The following is a 15,613-nucleotide window of genomic DNA, read 5'->3' as shown; positions in this document are numbered from 1 at the left end:
TTGTGTTATAATTTCTCCGTATGAGTTTTGGTTGAAAGAGGTGAAAGCTGTGAAACCGAATATACATCCTACCTATTATCATGATGCGGTTGTAAGGTGTGCATGTGGAAATACTTTTATAACAGGTTCTACAAAGAAAGAAATTAGAGTAGAAATATGTTCCAAATGCCATCCTTTCTTTACAGGCCAGCAGAAGATTGTAGATACAGGTGGAAGAGTCGAGAGATTTAGAAAGAGATTTAATTTAGAAGAAAAATAATTTGGGGGTTAGAGTGGTGAAGACTCTAACCTTTTGTTTTTAATTTGTCATTAAGAAAGGTGGTTTTCCATGATATACGGTTCTTTGGATCATGGCTTTATAGAAGTTATAGTTGGTCCTATGTTTAGCGGTAAAAGTGAAGAACTAATAAGAAGGATTAAAAGGGCACAGATTGCTAAACAAAAAGTACAAGTCTTTAAACCGGCTATTGACGATAGATATTCTATTGACAAAGTGGTATCTCACAATGGCACTAATATAAATGCTATTAGTATAGTAAAGGCTTCTGAAATAATTGAGTTTTTAGAAGAAGACACAGAGGTTATCGCAATTGATGAAATTCAGTTTTTTGACCATTCGATTGTGGATGTTGTAAGAGAAATTGCAGATCTAGGCAAAAGAGTCATTTGTGCTGGCTTAGATATGGACTTTAGGGGGGAACCTTTTGGCCCTACTCCTGATATAATGGCAATTGCGGAGTCTGTAGATAAACTGACGGCTATATGTGTGAAATGTGGCAATCCTGCTACTCGCACTCAAAGGCTTATCAATGGGAAACCTGCAAAATACGATGACCCAATCATTTTAGTAGGGGCCCAAGAAACCTATGAAGCAAGGTGTAGAAAATGCCATGAAGTTCCTCGTATATAGAAAAGAGGTGTAAAGATGAAGAAAACCGATATAGGTGGTCAAGCAGTAATTGAAGGAGTTATGATGAGAGGACACAATAGTGTAGCGACAGCTGTACGTAAAGGAGATGAAATAATTATAAAGAAAGAGTATGTAAAACCCTTGACTAAAAAGAATAATTTTTTTTCATTGCCTTTTATAAGAGGTACTTTTGCTCTTTTTGATTCTCTTATCATAGGTATAAAAAGCCTTACTTATTCGGCAGAACTTTTTGAAGAAGAAGATGAAGAAAATATTTCGAAATTTGATTCATTTTTACAAAAAGTTTTTGGAGATAAATTAGATGATGTTCTGATGTATTTTTCTGTCGCAATATCTTTAATTTTATCAATTATCATATTTTTTATTGGACCGACATATGTAGCCGATTATATCAAATTATTTACAAAAAATACTGTAGTTATAAATTTTGTCGAAGGATTGTTAAGAGTTGCTATTTTTATTTTGTATCTTGTATTAATATCACAGATGAAAGATATAAGAAGAATATTCGAATATCATGGGGCAGAGCATAAAGCTATTCATTGCCTTGAGCATGAAGAGGATTTGACAGTGGAAAATGCTCGCAAATATACTACTTTACATCCTCGATGTGGGACAAATTTCCTCTTCATAGTCATGATAGTCTCTATAATAGTTTTTTCTTTTTTAAAATGGCCTACTCTTTATATAAGGATACTTAGTAGAATTCTTTTGCTTCCTGTAGTTGCTGGTATATCTTATGAAATAATAAAGTTAGCAGGGCGAAGTGACAATAAAATGATAACGGTTTTTATATATCCTGGTTTGCTATTACAAAAGCTTACCACAAAGGAACCTGATGACAGTCAATTAGAAGTTGCTATTGCATCACTAAAAAGTGTTTTGGAAGACGAGGGAGGACGTGAATTTGAAAATATATGAGGCAATAAATTTGGGGGCAAAAAAACTTAAAAATATTTGCGAAAATCCTAAACTTGAAGCGGAACTGCTCCTTGCTTACTGTTTAGGGGTAGATAGGATAAATCTAATAATTAAAAGAGAAGATGAAGTGGAGGAAGGGGAATTAGCAAAGTTTTTAGGACTTTTAAATATGAGAAAATCTCACATTCCTTATCAGTACCTTGTAAAAAAGCAGCATTTTATGGGATTAGAGTTTTTTGTAGATGAGAACGTGTTAATTCCTAGGCCAGAGACAGAGATTCTTGTAGAAGAAGTGTTAAAAAGGGTGGAAAGAGGAAATGTAATTTTGGATATAGGTACTGGTAGCGGTGCTATAGCTGTAAGCATATCTAAATATTTTGCAGATTGTACTGTGTACGCAGTTGACATCAGCAAAAAAGCTATTGAAGTTGCAAAGTACAATGCTGAAAAGCAAGGAGTTTTAGATAGGATATTCTTTATAGAAAGTGACCTCTTTCGTAATCTTCCGCCAAATTTAAAGTTTGACTTTATTGTGTCAAATCCTCCCTACATTAAAAGAAATGAAATTGAGCTACTGCAGGAAGAAGTAAAAAAAGAGCCTATTGTCGCGTTAGATGGAGGAGAAGACGGACTTTTCTTCTACAAAAAAATTATAAAAGAAGCTCCTTTTTATATGAAATCAGGCGGGAAAATTGGATTTGAAATAGGATATGGCCAAAAAGGAGAAATAACTAATTTTTTAGAAAAAGGTGGATTTAAGGATATAAAAATAATTAAAGATTTGGCGGGTATTGACAGAGTGATAATAGCGAAGTATAAGTTATAGTTTTCACAACAGATAATATGTGGTATAATCAATCTTTGAGGTGAGATAATGATTGATAAATTGCAAGCAATAGAAGATAGATACGTAGAATTAAGTCAAAAAATAAGTGACCCTAATATTATTTCAAATGTAAATGAATGGAGAAAGTATGTAAAAGAGCATGCGGCTATTGAAGACATTGTGCTAAAATATAGAGAATACAAAAAAGTTTTGGAAGATATAGAGGCTACAAAAGAGTTGTTGTCTTCAAATGATGAAGAGCTTAAAGAGATGGCAGAGGAAGAACTTTCTCAATTAGAAGAAAAAAAAGAAAAATTATTAGAGGAGATAAAAATTCTTTTAATACCAAAAGACCCAAATGATGAGAAAAACGTCATAATGGAGATTAGGGCAGGAGCAGGAGGAGAAGAGGCAGCTCTTTTTGCCCATGACCTTTTTAGGATGTATTCCATGTATGCAGAGAAAAAAGGTTGGAAAGTAGAAATAATGAGCTCCAATGAAACAGATATCGGAGGATTTAAAGAAGTAATTTTAAATATTTCTGGAAAAGGAGCTTACAGCAGGTTAAAATACGAAAGTGGTGTTCATAGGGTTCAAAGGGTTCCAACCACTGAAGCTGGAGGAAGAATACACACTTCTACCGCTACGGTGGCAGTTTTGCCTGAAGTCGAGGAAGTTGATGTAGAGATAAATCCAAATGATATAAAGATAGATGTATTTAGGTCAGGGGGTCATGGAGGACAGAGTGTAAATACGACTGATTCCGCAGTCAGAGTTACCCATATTCCAACAGGAATTGTTGTAACTTGCCAAGATGAAAGGTCACAGATTCAAAATAGAGAAAGAGCTCTTAAAATTTTGCGAGCAAAGCTTTATGAAATGGCTCTAGAAGAACAACAAAGAGAGATTGCTGAGACACGGAAATCCCAAGTAGGTACTGGGGAAAGGAGCGAGAGGATAAGAACTTACAATTTTCCACAAGGTAGAGTCACTGACCACAGAATAGGTTTAACTGTATATAGATTACAGGAAGTTCTTGATGGGGACTTGGATGAAATTATAGATGCTTTAATTTTAAATGACCAGGCGGAAAAACTTAAGAATATGAATCTAACTTAAAGGAACAGGGAAACCTGTTCTTTATTTATTCCTTAAAGGGATATGAAGTGTGTATTATCAAAAAATATAGGTATAATTAAAATTTTTGTGCTTGACTAAATAATCGTTATAAATTATAATTATAAAAAAACACTTTATTAAGTTAAACTAAGAAATAGCAGTATGTGACAAAATACATACAATTTAACATTGCCCCCCAGCTGTCCTCTATAGAGGACGCTTTATTCGCTCGATGGTCCTCCTACCTTCGAGCGAATTTTTTTGTGCTAAGCATAAGTTCAATAATGATTTAATACATTTGAAATAGATTTAAAAATTAAGGGGATGTTTTTATGTATGTCTTCAATGCGATGATAATAGGCTCTTTGGTCGGAATAATCGGTACGGGAATGGGAGGAGCTGCCACTTATTTTTTAAAAAAACCTTCTAATAGATTTTTTAGTGGAATTATGGGCACTGCTGCAGGTTTAATGCTTTCTATTGTTGTTTTTGACCTTTTGCCTCATGCTTTTGATATAGCAGGTCTTACATTGGGGACAGTTGGGATATTAATAGGAGCTCTTTTGATTTCTTTTTTTGATATGATAATAGAAAATATGGATATCACTGGAGGATTCATAAGAGAAGGTATATTATTAGGAATTGCAATTGCTTTACATAATTTTCCAGAAGGACTTGCGGTGGGCTCTGGCTTTATGGTATCTCAGTCATTAGGTATTAACATCGCGTTGGTTATTGCTTTGCACGATTTTCCTGAGGGTTTAGCAATGGCAACGCCATTTTCTGCAGGCGGCATTCCTCCTTATAAAAATGTAATATACACCGTATTAGCTGGGATTCCTACAGGAATGGGGGCTTTAATTGGAGTTTTGACGGGTGGTATATCCCCTTATTTTATTGGATTAAATTTGGGTATAGCAGGAGGAGCAATGCTTTATGTAACCTGTGGCGATGTAATTCCTGAGGCCAGAAATATTTACAAAGGGAAAATTTCTATTTTGGGGATGATATTAGGTTTTATAGGTGGTATAATAATAACAAAGTATTTGTAAGTTTTGTTTATGCAAGGAGTGCCTTAAATGACAAAAATAGTACGCATTAATAAAAATGATCCAGAAATTGAGCTTATTGATTTTGCAGCAAAAGTGATAAAAGGAGGAGGACTTGTAGCTTTTCCTACAGAGACAGTTTATGGAATTGGAGCTAATTCTTTTAATGAAGAGGCTGTAAAAAAGATATTCATAGCAAAGGGAAGGCCTCAAGATAACCCTCTTATTGTTCATATCGCAGAACTAGAGCAGATTTATGACCTTGTGGAAGAAGTACCTCAAAAAGCTAAAACTCTTATGAAGAAATTTTGGCCAGGCCCTTTAACACTTATTTTTAAAAAATCAGAAAAAGTACCCTATGTTAATACGGCTGGCATGGATACGGTAGCTATAAGGATGCCTTCAAATCCGATTGCTCATCTTTTAATCAAAAGGGCAGAAGTACCTATATCTGCTCCCAGCGCTAATGTTTCAGGTAAGCCTAGTCCTACTGATGCTTCTCACGTTATTGAAGATTTGTATGGAAAAGTAGATGTAATAATAGATGGAGGAAAATGTGATGTTGGCGTAGAATCTACTGTTTTGGATTTGACAGAAAAGGTGCCGGTCATTTTAAGACCGGGAGCAGTTACTTTGGAAATGCTTAAAGAAGTGATAGGGAATGTTGAAATGGATCCTTCACTTTTAAAAAAGCCAAAGGAAGATTTAAAGCCTAAGTCTCCTGGCATGAAGTACAAGCATTATTCTCCTAACGCGGAGGTTTATATAGTAAAAGGAGACCTTGAGAAAGTTGTAAAAAAAATTCAAGAATTGACAGAAGAACAATTGAAATATGGTAAAAAAGTTGGTATAATGGCAACGGTACAAACTTCGACACAATATGAAAAAGGAGAAATTATTGTCGTAGGGGATAGAAATAGACCAGAGACGATAGCGAAGAATCTTTTTGCAGTCTTACGACAATTTGACAAAAAGGGAGTAGATGTCATTTTTGCTGAAAGTTTTGAATATGACAACATTGGACTTGCTATTATGAACAGATTGGAAAAAGCTGCCGGTTATAAAGAAATAAGTGCTGAAGGAGAATTGCCATGAAAGTATTATTTGTGTGCACTGGGAATACCTGTAGAAGCCCTATGGCAGAGGGACTTTTTAATGCCAAAGCGAAAGCCTTAAATAAGGACTTTGAAGCAAAATCTGCAGGAGTTTTTTCGTCAGAAGGTTTTCCTGCTTCACAAGAAGCGATAGAAGTATTAAAACAAGATTACAGTATAGATATTTCAAACCATAGGTCAAAAAATTTAAGACGTCAAGATTTAGAAGAAGCAGATTTAATTTTAACTATGTCGAATTCTCATAAACAGAGTATACTTTTTAAGTATCCAGAATTTTCCCATAAAGTTTTTACCTTAAAAGAATTCGTAGGATTAAAGGGCGAAGTGGAGGACCCTTATGGCATGCCGATAGAAGTGTATAGACAAACGGCTCGCGAGTTAGACAATTTAATTTCAAAGATTATAACCAAAATTTCAGAAGAAAGGATGGTAAAAACGATGATTGCATTAGGAGCTGACCATGGTGGCTACGAACTTAAAGAAGCTATAAAAAAATATTTAGATGAAAGAGGAATAGCCTATAAAGATTTTGGAACTTTTAGTACTGAATCTGTTGATTATCCAGATTATGCCCTCAAAGTAGCGGAGGCTGTTGCATCTCATGAGTGCAGTGAGGGAATTTTAGTCTGTGGGACAGGCATTGGTATGTCGATAGCAGCAAATAAAGTACCAGGAATTAGAGCTGCTCATGCAGAAGATGTTTTTTCTGCAAAAGCCGCTAAGGAACACAACAATGCTAATATTTTGTGCTTGGGAGGACGCATTACAGGACCAGGACTTGCTGTAATGATGGTTGAAGAATGGTTAAATGCAACTTTCCAAGGAGGACGTCATCAGAGAAGGATTGATAAAATAGCGGAAATCGAGAAAAAGTATAGCAAATGATTTAATTTTTAATAGGAAAGAAATTTTTAAACTTACAGGAGGTAAAAAATGTATAAAAATGTATTTGTCATTGACCATCCGCTTATTCAGCATAAAATAAGCCTAATACGTGATGAAAATACAGGTTCTAAAGAATTTAGAGAATTAGTAGAAGAAATTGCTATGCTTATGGCATATGAGGTAACAAGAGATTTGCCTCTTGAAGAGATAGAGGTAAAAACTCCAGTGGCAGTGGCAAAGACAAAAGTAATTGCAGGAAAAAAATTAGGAATAGTCCCTATATTAAGAGCAGGACTTGGCATGGTAGATGGAATGTTAAAACTCATTCCAGCTGCTAAAGTGGGACATATAGGAATTTACAGGGACCCTGAAACTTTAAAACCTGTAGAATATTACTGTAAACTGCCTTCCGACATAGCAGAAAGAGACCTCATTGTGGTAGATCCAATGCTTGCGACAGGAGGTTCTGCTTGTGCTGCTATACATTTTCTCAAAGAAAGAGGCGCACAAAATATAAAATTGGTGAATTTAATAGCTGCTCCAGAAGGGATTGAGGCAGTTCACAGAGACCATCCAGAGGTTCCAATTTACGTAGCCAGCATAGACCAAGGTTTAAATGAACATGGTTATATCGTACCGGGTTTGGGAGATGCAGGAGATAGGCTTTTCGGCACAAAGTGATAGCGAGGGATGTACAAATGAGACCCTCATGGGATGAATATTTTATGCAAATTGTAGATGTTGTAAAAACTCGCTCTACTTGTCTTAGAAGACAAGTAGGGGCTATTTTGGTGGTGGACAAACACATAATTTCAACAGGATATAATGGTCCTCCTACAGGGCTTGCCCATTGTGAAGAGACAGGCTGTTTGAGGGAGCAATTAGGAATACCGTCGGGAGAAAGGCCAGAACTTTGCAGAGGAGTACATGCAGAGCAAAATGCGATTATCCAAGCAGCGTTACATGGGGTAAGTACTAAAGGAGCTACTCTCTATGTGAGTGCTAGTCCTTGTGTCATATGCGCTAAAATGCTAATCAATGCAGGAGTTAAGCGGATTGTATATGAAGAGGAGTATCCCGATGAATTAGCTTTTAAACTTCTAAAGGAAGCGAATGTTGACTTAGTAAAAATTGAGAGATAAAATACTATTGATATAAATCAAAAGAATATATAGTGAACTCCAAAGGAGTGTTAAAAAATGAAGGTATACCTTCTATCTTTTATGGTAGCTTTTATAGTGTCACTTATTGCTACTCCAATAGCGAAAAAATTGGCTTTTGCGATTGGAGCTATTGATATACCTAATGATGAAAGACGCATACATACAAAACCTGTTCCTAGATTAGGCGGATTGGCTATATTTTTTGGCACCATAATGAGCATGTTGCTATTTTTGTCTAAAACCCATGAAACCATTGGTATAGTGGCAGGGGCAACCATAATTGTAGCATTGGGATTGTTTGACGATAAGTACAGTCTCAGTGCAAAAGTTAAACTTTTAGGACAATTGGGAGCAGCCGTAATGCTAATAATAAGTGGAGTGAGAATAGATTGGCTATCTAATCCTTTTGGAGATGGAATGATATATCTAAAAAGCTGGGTGGCTATTCCTCTTACGCTCTTTTGGGTAGTAGGTATTACGAATACTATGAATCTCATCGACGGTCTTGATGGACTGGCAGCAGGGATAGCAGTCATCTCATCAGGTTCTCTATTTATAGTTTCGCTTTTAAATGGCAGATTTGCAACTGCTGTTATTTCAATTGCTATTGCGGGTGCTGCTTTAGGCTTTTTGCCTTACAATTTTAATCCTGCAAAAATTTTTATGGGAGATACAGGGTCTATGTTTTTAGGATTTGTGCTGGCGGCTATATCAATACAGGGAGCAGTAAAATCAGCAGCGGCAATTGCTATAGCGGTGCCAATCCTTGCGTTAGGTGTTCCTATATTTGATACCACGTTTGCGATTGTAAGAAGACTAAAAAACGGTAAGCCAATTATGGAGGCAGATAAAGGGCATTTGCACCACAGGCTTTTAGAAAAAGGCCTTACACAAAGACAGGTCGTGCTTATAATGTACGGCGTAAGTTTATTGCTGGGAATAAGTGCCATATTAATATCTTCCAGCAATGAAACAAAAGGTTTGATTATTTTTCTAATATCAATTTTGTTTGTAATGTGGGGTGCAGATAGACTTGGACTTTTAGAAAGACAAAAAAAAGGTACACAGGTCCGTTGACCAGACATTAAGGAGTGTAAAATTATGGCATTAAAAATCGTATCTGTTTTTGGGACAAGACCCGAAGCTATTAAAATGGCACCTCTTATTAAAGCTTTGGAAAGAGAAAAGGATTTTGAATCAAAAGTTTGTGTTACAGCCCAGCACCGAGAAATGCTCGATCAGGTGCTGAGGCTTTTTAATATTACTCCCAATTATGATTTAAACATCATGAAAGAAAAACAAACATTATCTGAAATTACTACTTCTGCTCTTATAGGGCTTGAAAGAGTCTTTAATAGCGAAAAACCGGACCTTGTACTTGTACACGGCGATACTACAACAACCTTTGTTGCTGCATTAGCAGCTTTTTATCACAAAATTAAGGTTGGACATGTAGAAGCAGGGCTGAGGTCTTTTAACAAATGGTTTCCATATCCCGAAGAGATAAACAGAAAACTTACGGGGGTTTTGACAGACTTACACTTTGCTCCTACAACTACAGCAAAATCTAATCTTTTAAAAGAAGGAGTAAATGAAGAAAGTATTTTTGTTACCGGTAATACTGTCATAGATGCAATGGCATATACTGTAAAGAGAGATTATATTTTTAGGAATGAACGGCTCAACCAAATTGATTACAATAATAAAAAAGTCATTGTTGTTACAGCTCATAGAAGAGAAAATTGGGGTAAACCTCTTGAAAATATATGCAATGCCCTCAAAAGAATTGCTCAAAATTACAAGGATGTTTATATAGTATATCCTGTTCATAAAAATCCTGTAGTGAGAGAAACTGTATTTAGCATGTTGGGGAAACTTGGCAATGTGCTTCTTTTGGACCCACTTGATACAGATGAAATGCACAATCTCATGGCAAAATGCTATATGGTAATGACTGATTCGGGGGGCTTACAGGAAGAAGTACCTTCTCTGGGCAAACCTGTGCTTGTTTTGAGAGATGTTACAGAAAGACCGGAGGCTGTTGAAGCAGGTACAGTACGAGTAATTGGAACAGAACAGGAAGTTGTATATAATGAAGGAGTATTGCTTCTTGAAAATAGGGAAGAATATGATAAAATGGCTAATGCGGTAAATCCCTATGGTGATGGTAAAGCTTCTTTGAGAATAATTCAGGCGATAAAATATGCGTTCAAGTTGAGTGACACAAAGCCAGAGGAATATAAAAGCGGGGTATGAACCCCGCTTTTATGAATTTATTTTATTTATTAGCTTCTGCTTTGGTTTGACTTTTAGCGATTAGGTACCACAGATAACCAATTACTATTGCTCCAATGAATCCACCTATTACGTTGTAATCAGCGACTATCCAACCCCATTTGCCAAGATAAGTGCCGCCAAGCCATGCTCCTATTAGATGTGCAACTAATGCTGCCCAGTATGTTCCGTAGATTTTATTTAGCTTTTCGCCGTAAGATTCTCCTGCTTTGGAATTGAACAAAGGATGAAATACAAGACTAGATATAAGTCCTACTACAATAAGTGTTACCCAGAACATATACTACACCTCCTTTTTGAGAGATTTTTCCTTCCACTTATAATTTTACTTTATAAAAATTATAAAACAAATTTGATTTTTGACCTTATTTGACTAAAAAAGTTCACCAGGAAAATTTATCTACACATATCTGACCTTTTCTGACTTATTCTCTTTTTATCTAATTATTTCTAATAGATGTCCGTTTTTCCTATTATGTAAATAATGAAATTTTTTAGATTGATGAATAAATCTTGTTATTTCCGTTAATAATTAAAAATAGAAGGGCGGTAAAAATCGGCGGATCCATTCTCCCCCTTGTGGATTCGCTGATATTTTACCGTCTTTTCTCTTTAAGAAAGTATATATGGAGGTATGAGGTATGGTTAAGAGGATAATTTTAGGAATAATAATTTTTACAGTTTTATTTTCATTGAGTGTCCAAAGGCAAGCTTTTCTTTCTTTTGATGATAATATAGAACTTGTAAAGATGACTTTCTTAAATACGGGTGCAAAATATGAATATGCAAATATAAATGCATGGACAAAGATTAACAATGATTTTACACCTTTTTACAAAATAAATGAATATATCGAAATAGCCATAAAAAACATGAATATCAATAGGCAAAAAACTAAAATATCTCGCCTTGAAGAAAACAATTTTAGACAAGTGGAAGTGGAATATACGGAAAACACTAGACATATAAACATAGCAGTTCAAAGTTTAAAAAATGGTTCAAAGAGTGAAACTTATATGTTAATAGACGAATATCTTATTAACGGTTATGACAATGCTTTAAAAGAGAAGGCACTTATAAATAATACTTTTAAAATATTCAAGCTAAAACCTAAGGTAACAGTATGTTTTGTTGGAACTTTTAAAGGTAAGTTGAATAAAGAAAAAAATAGTAGTATAGTTAAATTAGTACTTGACAAATTACATGCACAAAAAGTAGAAGGAATGGAAGATGAAAACATAATAAGTGTTTCTGCTTATTCGAGCAAATTAAAAGAATATATTAAATTAGGAAGTGAAAAAATAAATTTAAACGTAGCAATAAGATATAGTTCTTTTGATGATAAGACTTATTTGTGGGTTGCAACACCTATTATAGCTATAGAATATTAGAAGAGGGTGATAAAAACGAAGTTTATTGTTGAAAAAAGTCCCCCCCTTAAAGGAAGTGTAAAAATAAGTGGAGCTAAAAATTCTGTATTACCTATAATTGCCGCTTCTTTATTATCATCAGGAGAAATAGTGCTAGATGACATACCTACTTTAGAAGATGTTAATGTCATGATAGAGTTAATTAAGCATTTTGGTGCTATATGTGACTTTGAGAATGAGAAATTAAAAGTAAAAGTAGATATTAAAGATATAGAGGCCCCCTATGATTTGGTCAAAAAAATGAGAGCATCGTTTTTGGTGATGGGACCTATACTTGCTAGGCTTGGGCATGCTAAAATTTCTATGCCAGGTGGGTGTGCTATTGGTTCTCGCCCAATAGATTTGCATTTGAAAGGATTTCAAACTTTGGGAGCAGATATTACTATAGGACATGGTTATGTAGAAGCACGAGCTAAAAAATTGACAGGCAAAAAAATTTATTTAGATTTTCCAAGTGTTGGAGCTACAGAAAACATCATGATGGCGGCAGTTTTTGCAGAAGGAGTTACTATAATAGAAAATGCTGCGGAAGAGCCAGAAATTGTTGACCTTGCCAATTTTCTCAACAAGATGGGAGCGAATATTAAGGGTGCCGGTACAGATACAATAAGAATTGAAGGAGTGAAAGAGCTAAAAGGGGCTGAGCATACTGTCATACCAGATAGAATTGAAGCGGGGACCTTTATGGTAGCAGCTGCAATGACTGGAGGAAATATTCTTATAGAAAATGTCATAGTGGATCACGTCAGGTCTATAATTGCGAAATTAACAGAATGCGGAATTAAGATAACAGAAGAACTTAAAGGACTACGAGTCAAAGGGATCAAAAATTATAAAGCAGTAGACATAAAAACTCTTCCTTATCCAGGCTTTCCTACAGATATGCAAGCTCAAATGATGGCTATGATGACAGTGGCAAAAGGGACAAGCGTTATAATAGAAACAGTTTTTGAAAATAGATTTATGCATGTGGATGAGCTAAAGCGTATGGGGGCAAATATAAAGATAGAAGGAAGAAGTGCTGTTGTTACAGGAGTAGATCATTTGACAGGTGCAGAAGTTAAAGCAACGGATTTAAGAGCGGGAGCAGCCTTAGTATTGGCTGGACTTATTGCAGAAGCTAAAACTGAAATAAATGATATTTATCATATTGACAGAGGTTATGTAAAAATGGAAGAAAAGTTAAAAAATCTTGGAGCAATAATATATAGGAAATAGAGGCGTCATATTGGCGCCTTTTTTGTATACAAAAAATTTTTAAGAAATAGAAGGATTTTTTTATATTTTGAAGAATAATATAGTGTAGTATAAATTGTGTATAGTTTTAAATGTAAATGTTTAATTAGACACAAATAAAGGGGGGATGACATAAAAGGACAAAATTTGTTAAATTTTATTCAAAATCATTGTGAATAGGAGGGTTAAAATGGCGAAAACACAAGGTTCAGAAAAGAGAAAATTGACTCATGATGCTTACGGTGGAGTGCATGGGAGTGAATATATTCCATTTATACCGGCAGATAAAGCACTTCCAGAACTTACAGCTGTGGCAGTTATAATTGGTAGCTTATTTGCTATACTTTTTGCTGCTGCAAATACTTACTTAGGTTTAAAAGCTGGTATGACAATTAGTGCTGCTATCCCGGCTGCAGTATTAGCAACGGCTTTACTAAAAGGTATTTTTAAGCGAGATAGCATATTAGAGTCAAACTTGGTGATGGCTATTGCTGCAACAGGTGAAAGCCTGGCAGGCGGCATCATATTTACTCTCCCTGCTATTATTTTGTGGGGATTCAAGGACCAATTTACTTTAATTAGAATTGTTTTTGTTGTTTTAATAGGTGGACTTTTAGGGGCTTTATTTGTAATTCCTTTAAGAAGATATTTGACAGTTGAAGAACATGGCAAACTTATCTACCCTGAAGGTATGGCTGCTGCTGAAGTACTTGTGACCAGCAATCAGGGCGGAACGGGCTTTATGACAGTTTTATCAGGCATGTTAGTAGGTGGAATTTATAAACTTTTATCTGGTGGATTTGGGATGTGGTCGGAAAACCCTTCTTGGGTTATAAAGAGGTTTGAAAGTACGGAAGTAGGTGTAAATGTCCTTGCTTCTTTAATGGGTGTTGGCTTTATTGTTGGTTTGGATGTGGCACTTTACATGTTGGCTGGTAGTGTTCTTGCTTGGTTGGGGTTAATACCTCTTATAAAATTCTTTGGTGCAGGACTTACTACCCCAGTATACCCTGCTGCGGACCTTATTAAAGATATGTCTGCAGGTGCAATATGGAGTAAATATGTTCGATATATAGGTGCAGGTGGCGTTTTAGCAGGAGGGTTTATAAGTTTAATAAAAGCTCTTCCTACTATTATAAAAGCTTTTAGAGAATCAATAGTAGGAATAGGGATGAAAGGTAAAGAGGTTAAAAGGACAGATATTGATGTTTCCTTAATGTGGGTAATATTTGGAGCAGCCTTTGTATTTTTTGTAGCGTGGTTAACACCTTCTCTTGGTGTTACTGCATTAGGAAGTTTGTTAGCAATATTGTTTGCCTTCTTCTTTGCAGTTGTATCAGCAAGAATTACAGGGCTGGTGGGAGTTTCTAACAATCCTGTATCTGGTATGACAATAGCTACATTACTCATTGTAACATCTGTTTTGAAGATTATTGGGGTTGTCGGAAACGAAGGGATGGTAATAGCTATTACCATTGGGGGTATAGTATGTGTTGCTTCTGCTATAGCTGGAGCAAATGCACAATCTCTGAAGACCACTTTTATTATAGGTGGAACTCCCAAATATATTGAAATATTTACCTATGTTGGTATAATAGCTGCATCAGTATTTGCTGGATTAGTTTTAATACTTTTAAATAATGCTTACGGCTTTGGCTCTAAAGATATTCCAGCACCTCAAGCTACTATTATGTCAATGGTTGTAAAAGGCATTATGACAGGTGACCTACCGTGGACCTTTATAATAGCGGGTGTTTTTATGGGAATAATGGCGGAGATGATGCACGTTCCCGTCCTTCCATTTGCACTGGGGCTTTATTTGCCTTTTGAATTAAGTGCCGCTATTGCAGTTGGTGGTATAATAAGATGGATAGTTGATCAACGTTACAGGAAAAATGAAAAATTACAAAAAGAAAAAGTGGAAAAAGGTATTCTCATTGCCTCAGGGCTTGTTGCTGGAGATGCCTTAATGGGACTTATTATTGCTGCTTTTGTGGCTTTAAAGATAAATATAGGTTTTGCTTCTGATTGGATTACAAATACCTCATCCTTTGCACCATGGTTTTCATTAATAATGTTCTTATTAGTTGGATTGTTCTTATATTTATACACTTGTAAGAATGATAAAGAAGAGGCTTAAAAAATCAACACTCCCATCTAAAGTTGGGAGTGTTGATTGTAAAGGGTGGAAGAGATGAAAAGCAAAAGTAAAAAGAACGACAATTTCTTGCTTTATGTACCTCATCGTAGTGATAAAGTAGAATGGGAAAATAGAAAAGGAAAAGTTGTGTTTATATTTCATCATGACAGATTGATTGAAAAAGCAGTGAGACTTTTTGTTAAAAGGCCAGAGACCAGTACTTTAGAGTTAGATGAAATAGGAAGTGCTGTATGGAATTTAATAGATGGTGAGAGGAATGTTTATGAAATAGGGCAAAAGCTAAAAGAAAAATTTGGAGATAAAGCTGAGCCTCTTTATGAAAGGTTGATAATGTTTGTAAGATATCTTAACAGAAGAGGGTGGATATATTTTTCAAAGAGGGGACATTCTAAATAAAAAGAGCATGTTGTTTACTTAAAAATTTTTATGATTTCTATTTTTTGTTGAAGGATTTTTAGTATTTTTGTAGAATTAATATATTG

At 35.3% G+C, this 15,613-nt stretch carries 17 protein-coding genes and 1 pseudogene; 17 read left to right on the top strand and 1 reads right to left on the bottom strand.

The window, feature by feature from the left end; genetic code table 11:
- Window positions 1-49: 49 nt before the first annotated feature.
- The 13 genes and pseudogenes from rpmE (at window position 50) to wecB (ending at window position 10,265) form a co-directional block, all read left to right on the top strand.
- A complete protein-coding gene (rpmE, locus tag THYS13_RS09270; protein WP_003867319.1) occupies window positions 50-259 on the top strand; it encodes a 50S ribosomal protein L31 in 210 nt (69 codons plus the stop codon).
- Window positions 260-331: 72 nt separating this feature from the next.
- Entirely contained in the window at window positions 332-910 is a 579-nt protein-coding gene (locus THYS13_RS09265) for a thymidine kinase (RefSeq protein ID WP_369819226.1), read from the top strand.
- 15 nt (window positions 911-925) lie between these two features.
- Window positions 926-1,852: a DUF1385 domain-containing protein gene (locus THYS13_RS09260; RefSeq protein WP_042834266.1), complete on the top strand. Its 927-nt coding sequence runs from the start codon at window positions 926-928 to the stop codon at window positions 1,850-1,852.
- Window positions 1,839-2,678, top strand: coding sequence for a peptide chain release factor N(5)-glutamine methyltransferase (gene prmC, locus THYS13_RS09255; RefSeq protein ID WP_042834265.1), 840 nt, complete (start codon window positions 1,839-1,841; stop codon window positions 2,676-2,678). Before THYS13_RS09260 ends, prmC begins: the two co-directional genes overlap by 14 nt.
- A gap of 48 nt (window positions 2,679-2,726) precedes the next feature.
- Window positions 2,727-3,797, top strand: coding sequence for a peptide chain release factor 1 (gene prfA, locus THYS13_RS09250; RefSeq protein WP_042834264.1), 1,071 nt, complete (start codon window positions 2,727-2,729; stop codon window positions 3,795-3,797).
- Window positions 3,798-4,129: 332 nt separating this feature from the next.
- On the top strand, window positions 4,130-4,849 hold the full coding sequence (locus THYS13_RS09245; RefSeq protein ID WP_042834263.1) for a ZIP family metal transporter: 720 nt from the start codon (window positions 4,130-4,132) through the stop codon (window positions 4,847-4,849).
- A 27-nt stretch (window positions 4,850-4,876) separates the two neighbouring features.
- The gene (locus tag THYS13_RS09240) at window positions 4,877-5,941 is read left to right on the top strand and encodes an L-threonylcarbamoyladenylate synthase (protein ID WP_042834262.1); all 1,065 of its coding nucleotides are present in this window, start codon (window positions 4,877-4,879) and stop codon (window positions 5,939-5,941) included.
- Window positions 5,938-6,342 (top strand): annotated as a pseudogene (locus tag THYS13_RS14670) (low molecular weight protein arginine phosphatase); the annotation flags it as partial. The gene THYS13_RS09240 and the pseudogene THYS13_RS14670, both read left to right, overlap by 4 nt.
- A 57-nt stretch (window positions 6,343-6,399) precedes the next feature.
- A complete protein-coding gene (gene rpiB, locus THYS13_RS14665) occupies window positions 6,400-6,846 on the top strand; it encodes a ribose 5-phosphate isomerase B (RefSeq protein WP_042834768.1) in 447 nt (148 codons plus the stop codon).
- A 48-nt stretch (window positions 6,847-6,894) separates the two neighbouring features.
- A complete protein-coding gene (upp, locus tag THYS13_RS09225; RefSeq protein WP_042834261.1) occupies window positions 6,895-7,527 on the top strand; it encodes a uracil phosphoribosyltransferase in 633 nt (210 codons plus the stop codon).
- Window positions 7,528-7,544: 17 nt separating this feature from the next.
- A complete protein-coding gene (locus tag THYS13_RS09220) occupies window positions 7,545-7,988 on the top strand; it encodes a dCMP deaminase family protein (protein WP_003868961.1) in 444 nt (147 codons plus the stop codon).
- Between the two features lie 57 nt (window positions 7,989-8,045).
- Window positions 8,046-9,086: a glycosyltransferase family 4 protein gene (locus THYS13_RS09215; RefSeq protein ID WP_042834260.1), complete on the top strand. Its 1,041-nt coding sequence runs from the start codon at window positions 8,046-8,048 to the stop codon at window positions 9,084-9,086.
- A 24-nt stretch (window positions 9,087-9,110) separates the two neighbouring features.
- Complete coding sequence (wecB, locus tag THYS13_RS09210; RefSeq protein WP_042834259.1) at window positions 9,111-10,265, top strand: non-hydrolyzing UDP-N-acetylglucosamine 2-epimerase; 1,155 nt, start codon at window positions 9,111-9,113, stop codon at window positions 10,263-10,265.
- A gap of 22 nt (window positions 10,266-10,287) precedes the next feature.
- Here the strand turns inward: wecB and THYS13_RS09205 are convergent, their stop codons facing one another.
- Window positions 10,288-10,584, bottom strand: a complete 297-nt coding sequence (locus THYS13_RS09205; protein ID WP_042834258.1) for a hypothetical protein — start codon at window positions 10,582-10,584, stop codon at window positions 10,288-10,290.
- A gap of 361 nt (window positions 10,585-10,945) precedes the next feature.
- On the opposite strand from THYS13_RS09205, the gene THYS13_RS09200 reads away from it, so the two are divergent.
- From THYS13_RS09200 to THYS13_RS09185, 4 genes are all read left to right on the top strand, one after another.
- The gene (locus tag THYS13_RS09200) at window positions 10,946-11,695 is read left to right on the top strand and encodes a YwmB family TATA-box binding protein (RefSeq protein WP_042834257.1); all 750 of its coding nucleotides are present in this window, start codon (window positions 10,946-10,948) and stop codon (window positions 11,693-11,695) included.
- A gap of 6 nt (window positions 11,696-11,701) precedes the next feature.
- Window positions 11,702-12,952 (top strand): UDP-N-acetylglucosamine 1-carboxyvinyltransferase, encoded by a 1,251-nt coding sequence (gene murA, locus THYS13_RS09195; RefSeq protein ID WP_042834256.1) that lies wholly within the window; start codon window positions 11,702-11,704, stop codon window positions 12,950-12,952.
- Between the two features lie 208 nt (window positions 12,953-13,160).
- Window positions 13,161-15,110 (top strand): OPT family oligopeptide transporter, encoded by a 1,950-nt coding sequence (locus THYS13_RS09190; RefSeq protein ID WP_042834255.1) that lies wholly within the window; start codon window positions 13,161-13,163, stop codon window positions 15,108-15,110.
- 54 nt (window positions 15,111-15,164) lie between these two features.
- Window positions 15,165-15,527 (top strand): PqqD family protein, encoded by a 363-nt coding sequence (locus THYS13_RS09185; RefSeq protein ID WP_042834254.1) that lies wholly within the window; start codon window positions 15,165-15,167, stop codon window positions 15,525-15,527.
- Window positions 15,528-15,613 lie beyond the last annotated feature (86 nt).

This window comes from Thermoanaerobacter sp. YS13, assembly GCF_000806225.2.
GTDB lineage: Bacteria > Bacillota > Thermoanaerobacteria > Thermoanaerobacterales > Thermoanaerobacteraceae > Thermoanaerobacter > Thermoanaerobacter uzonensis.
The sequence above is the reverse complement of the archived record's forward strand: the minus strand, read 5'-3'. Positions and strand labels throughout refer to the sequence as shown.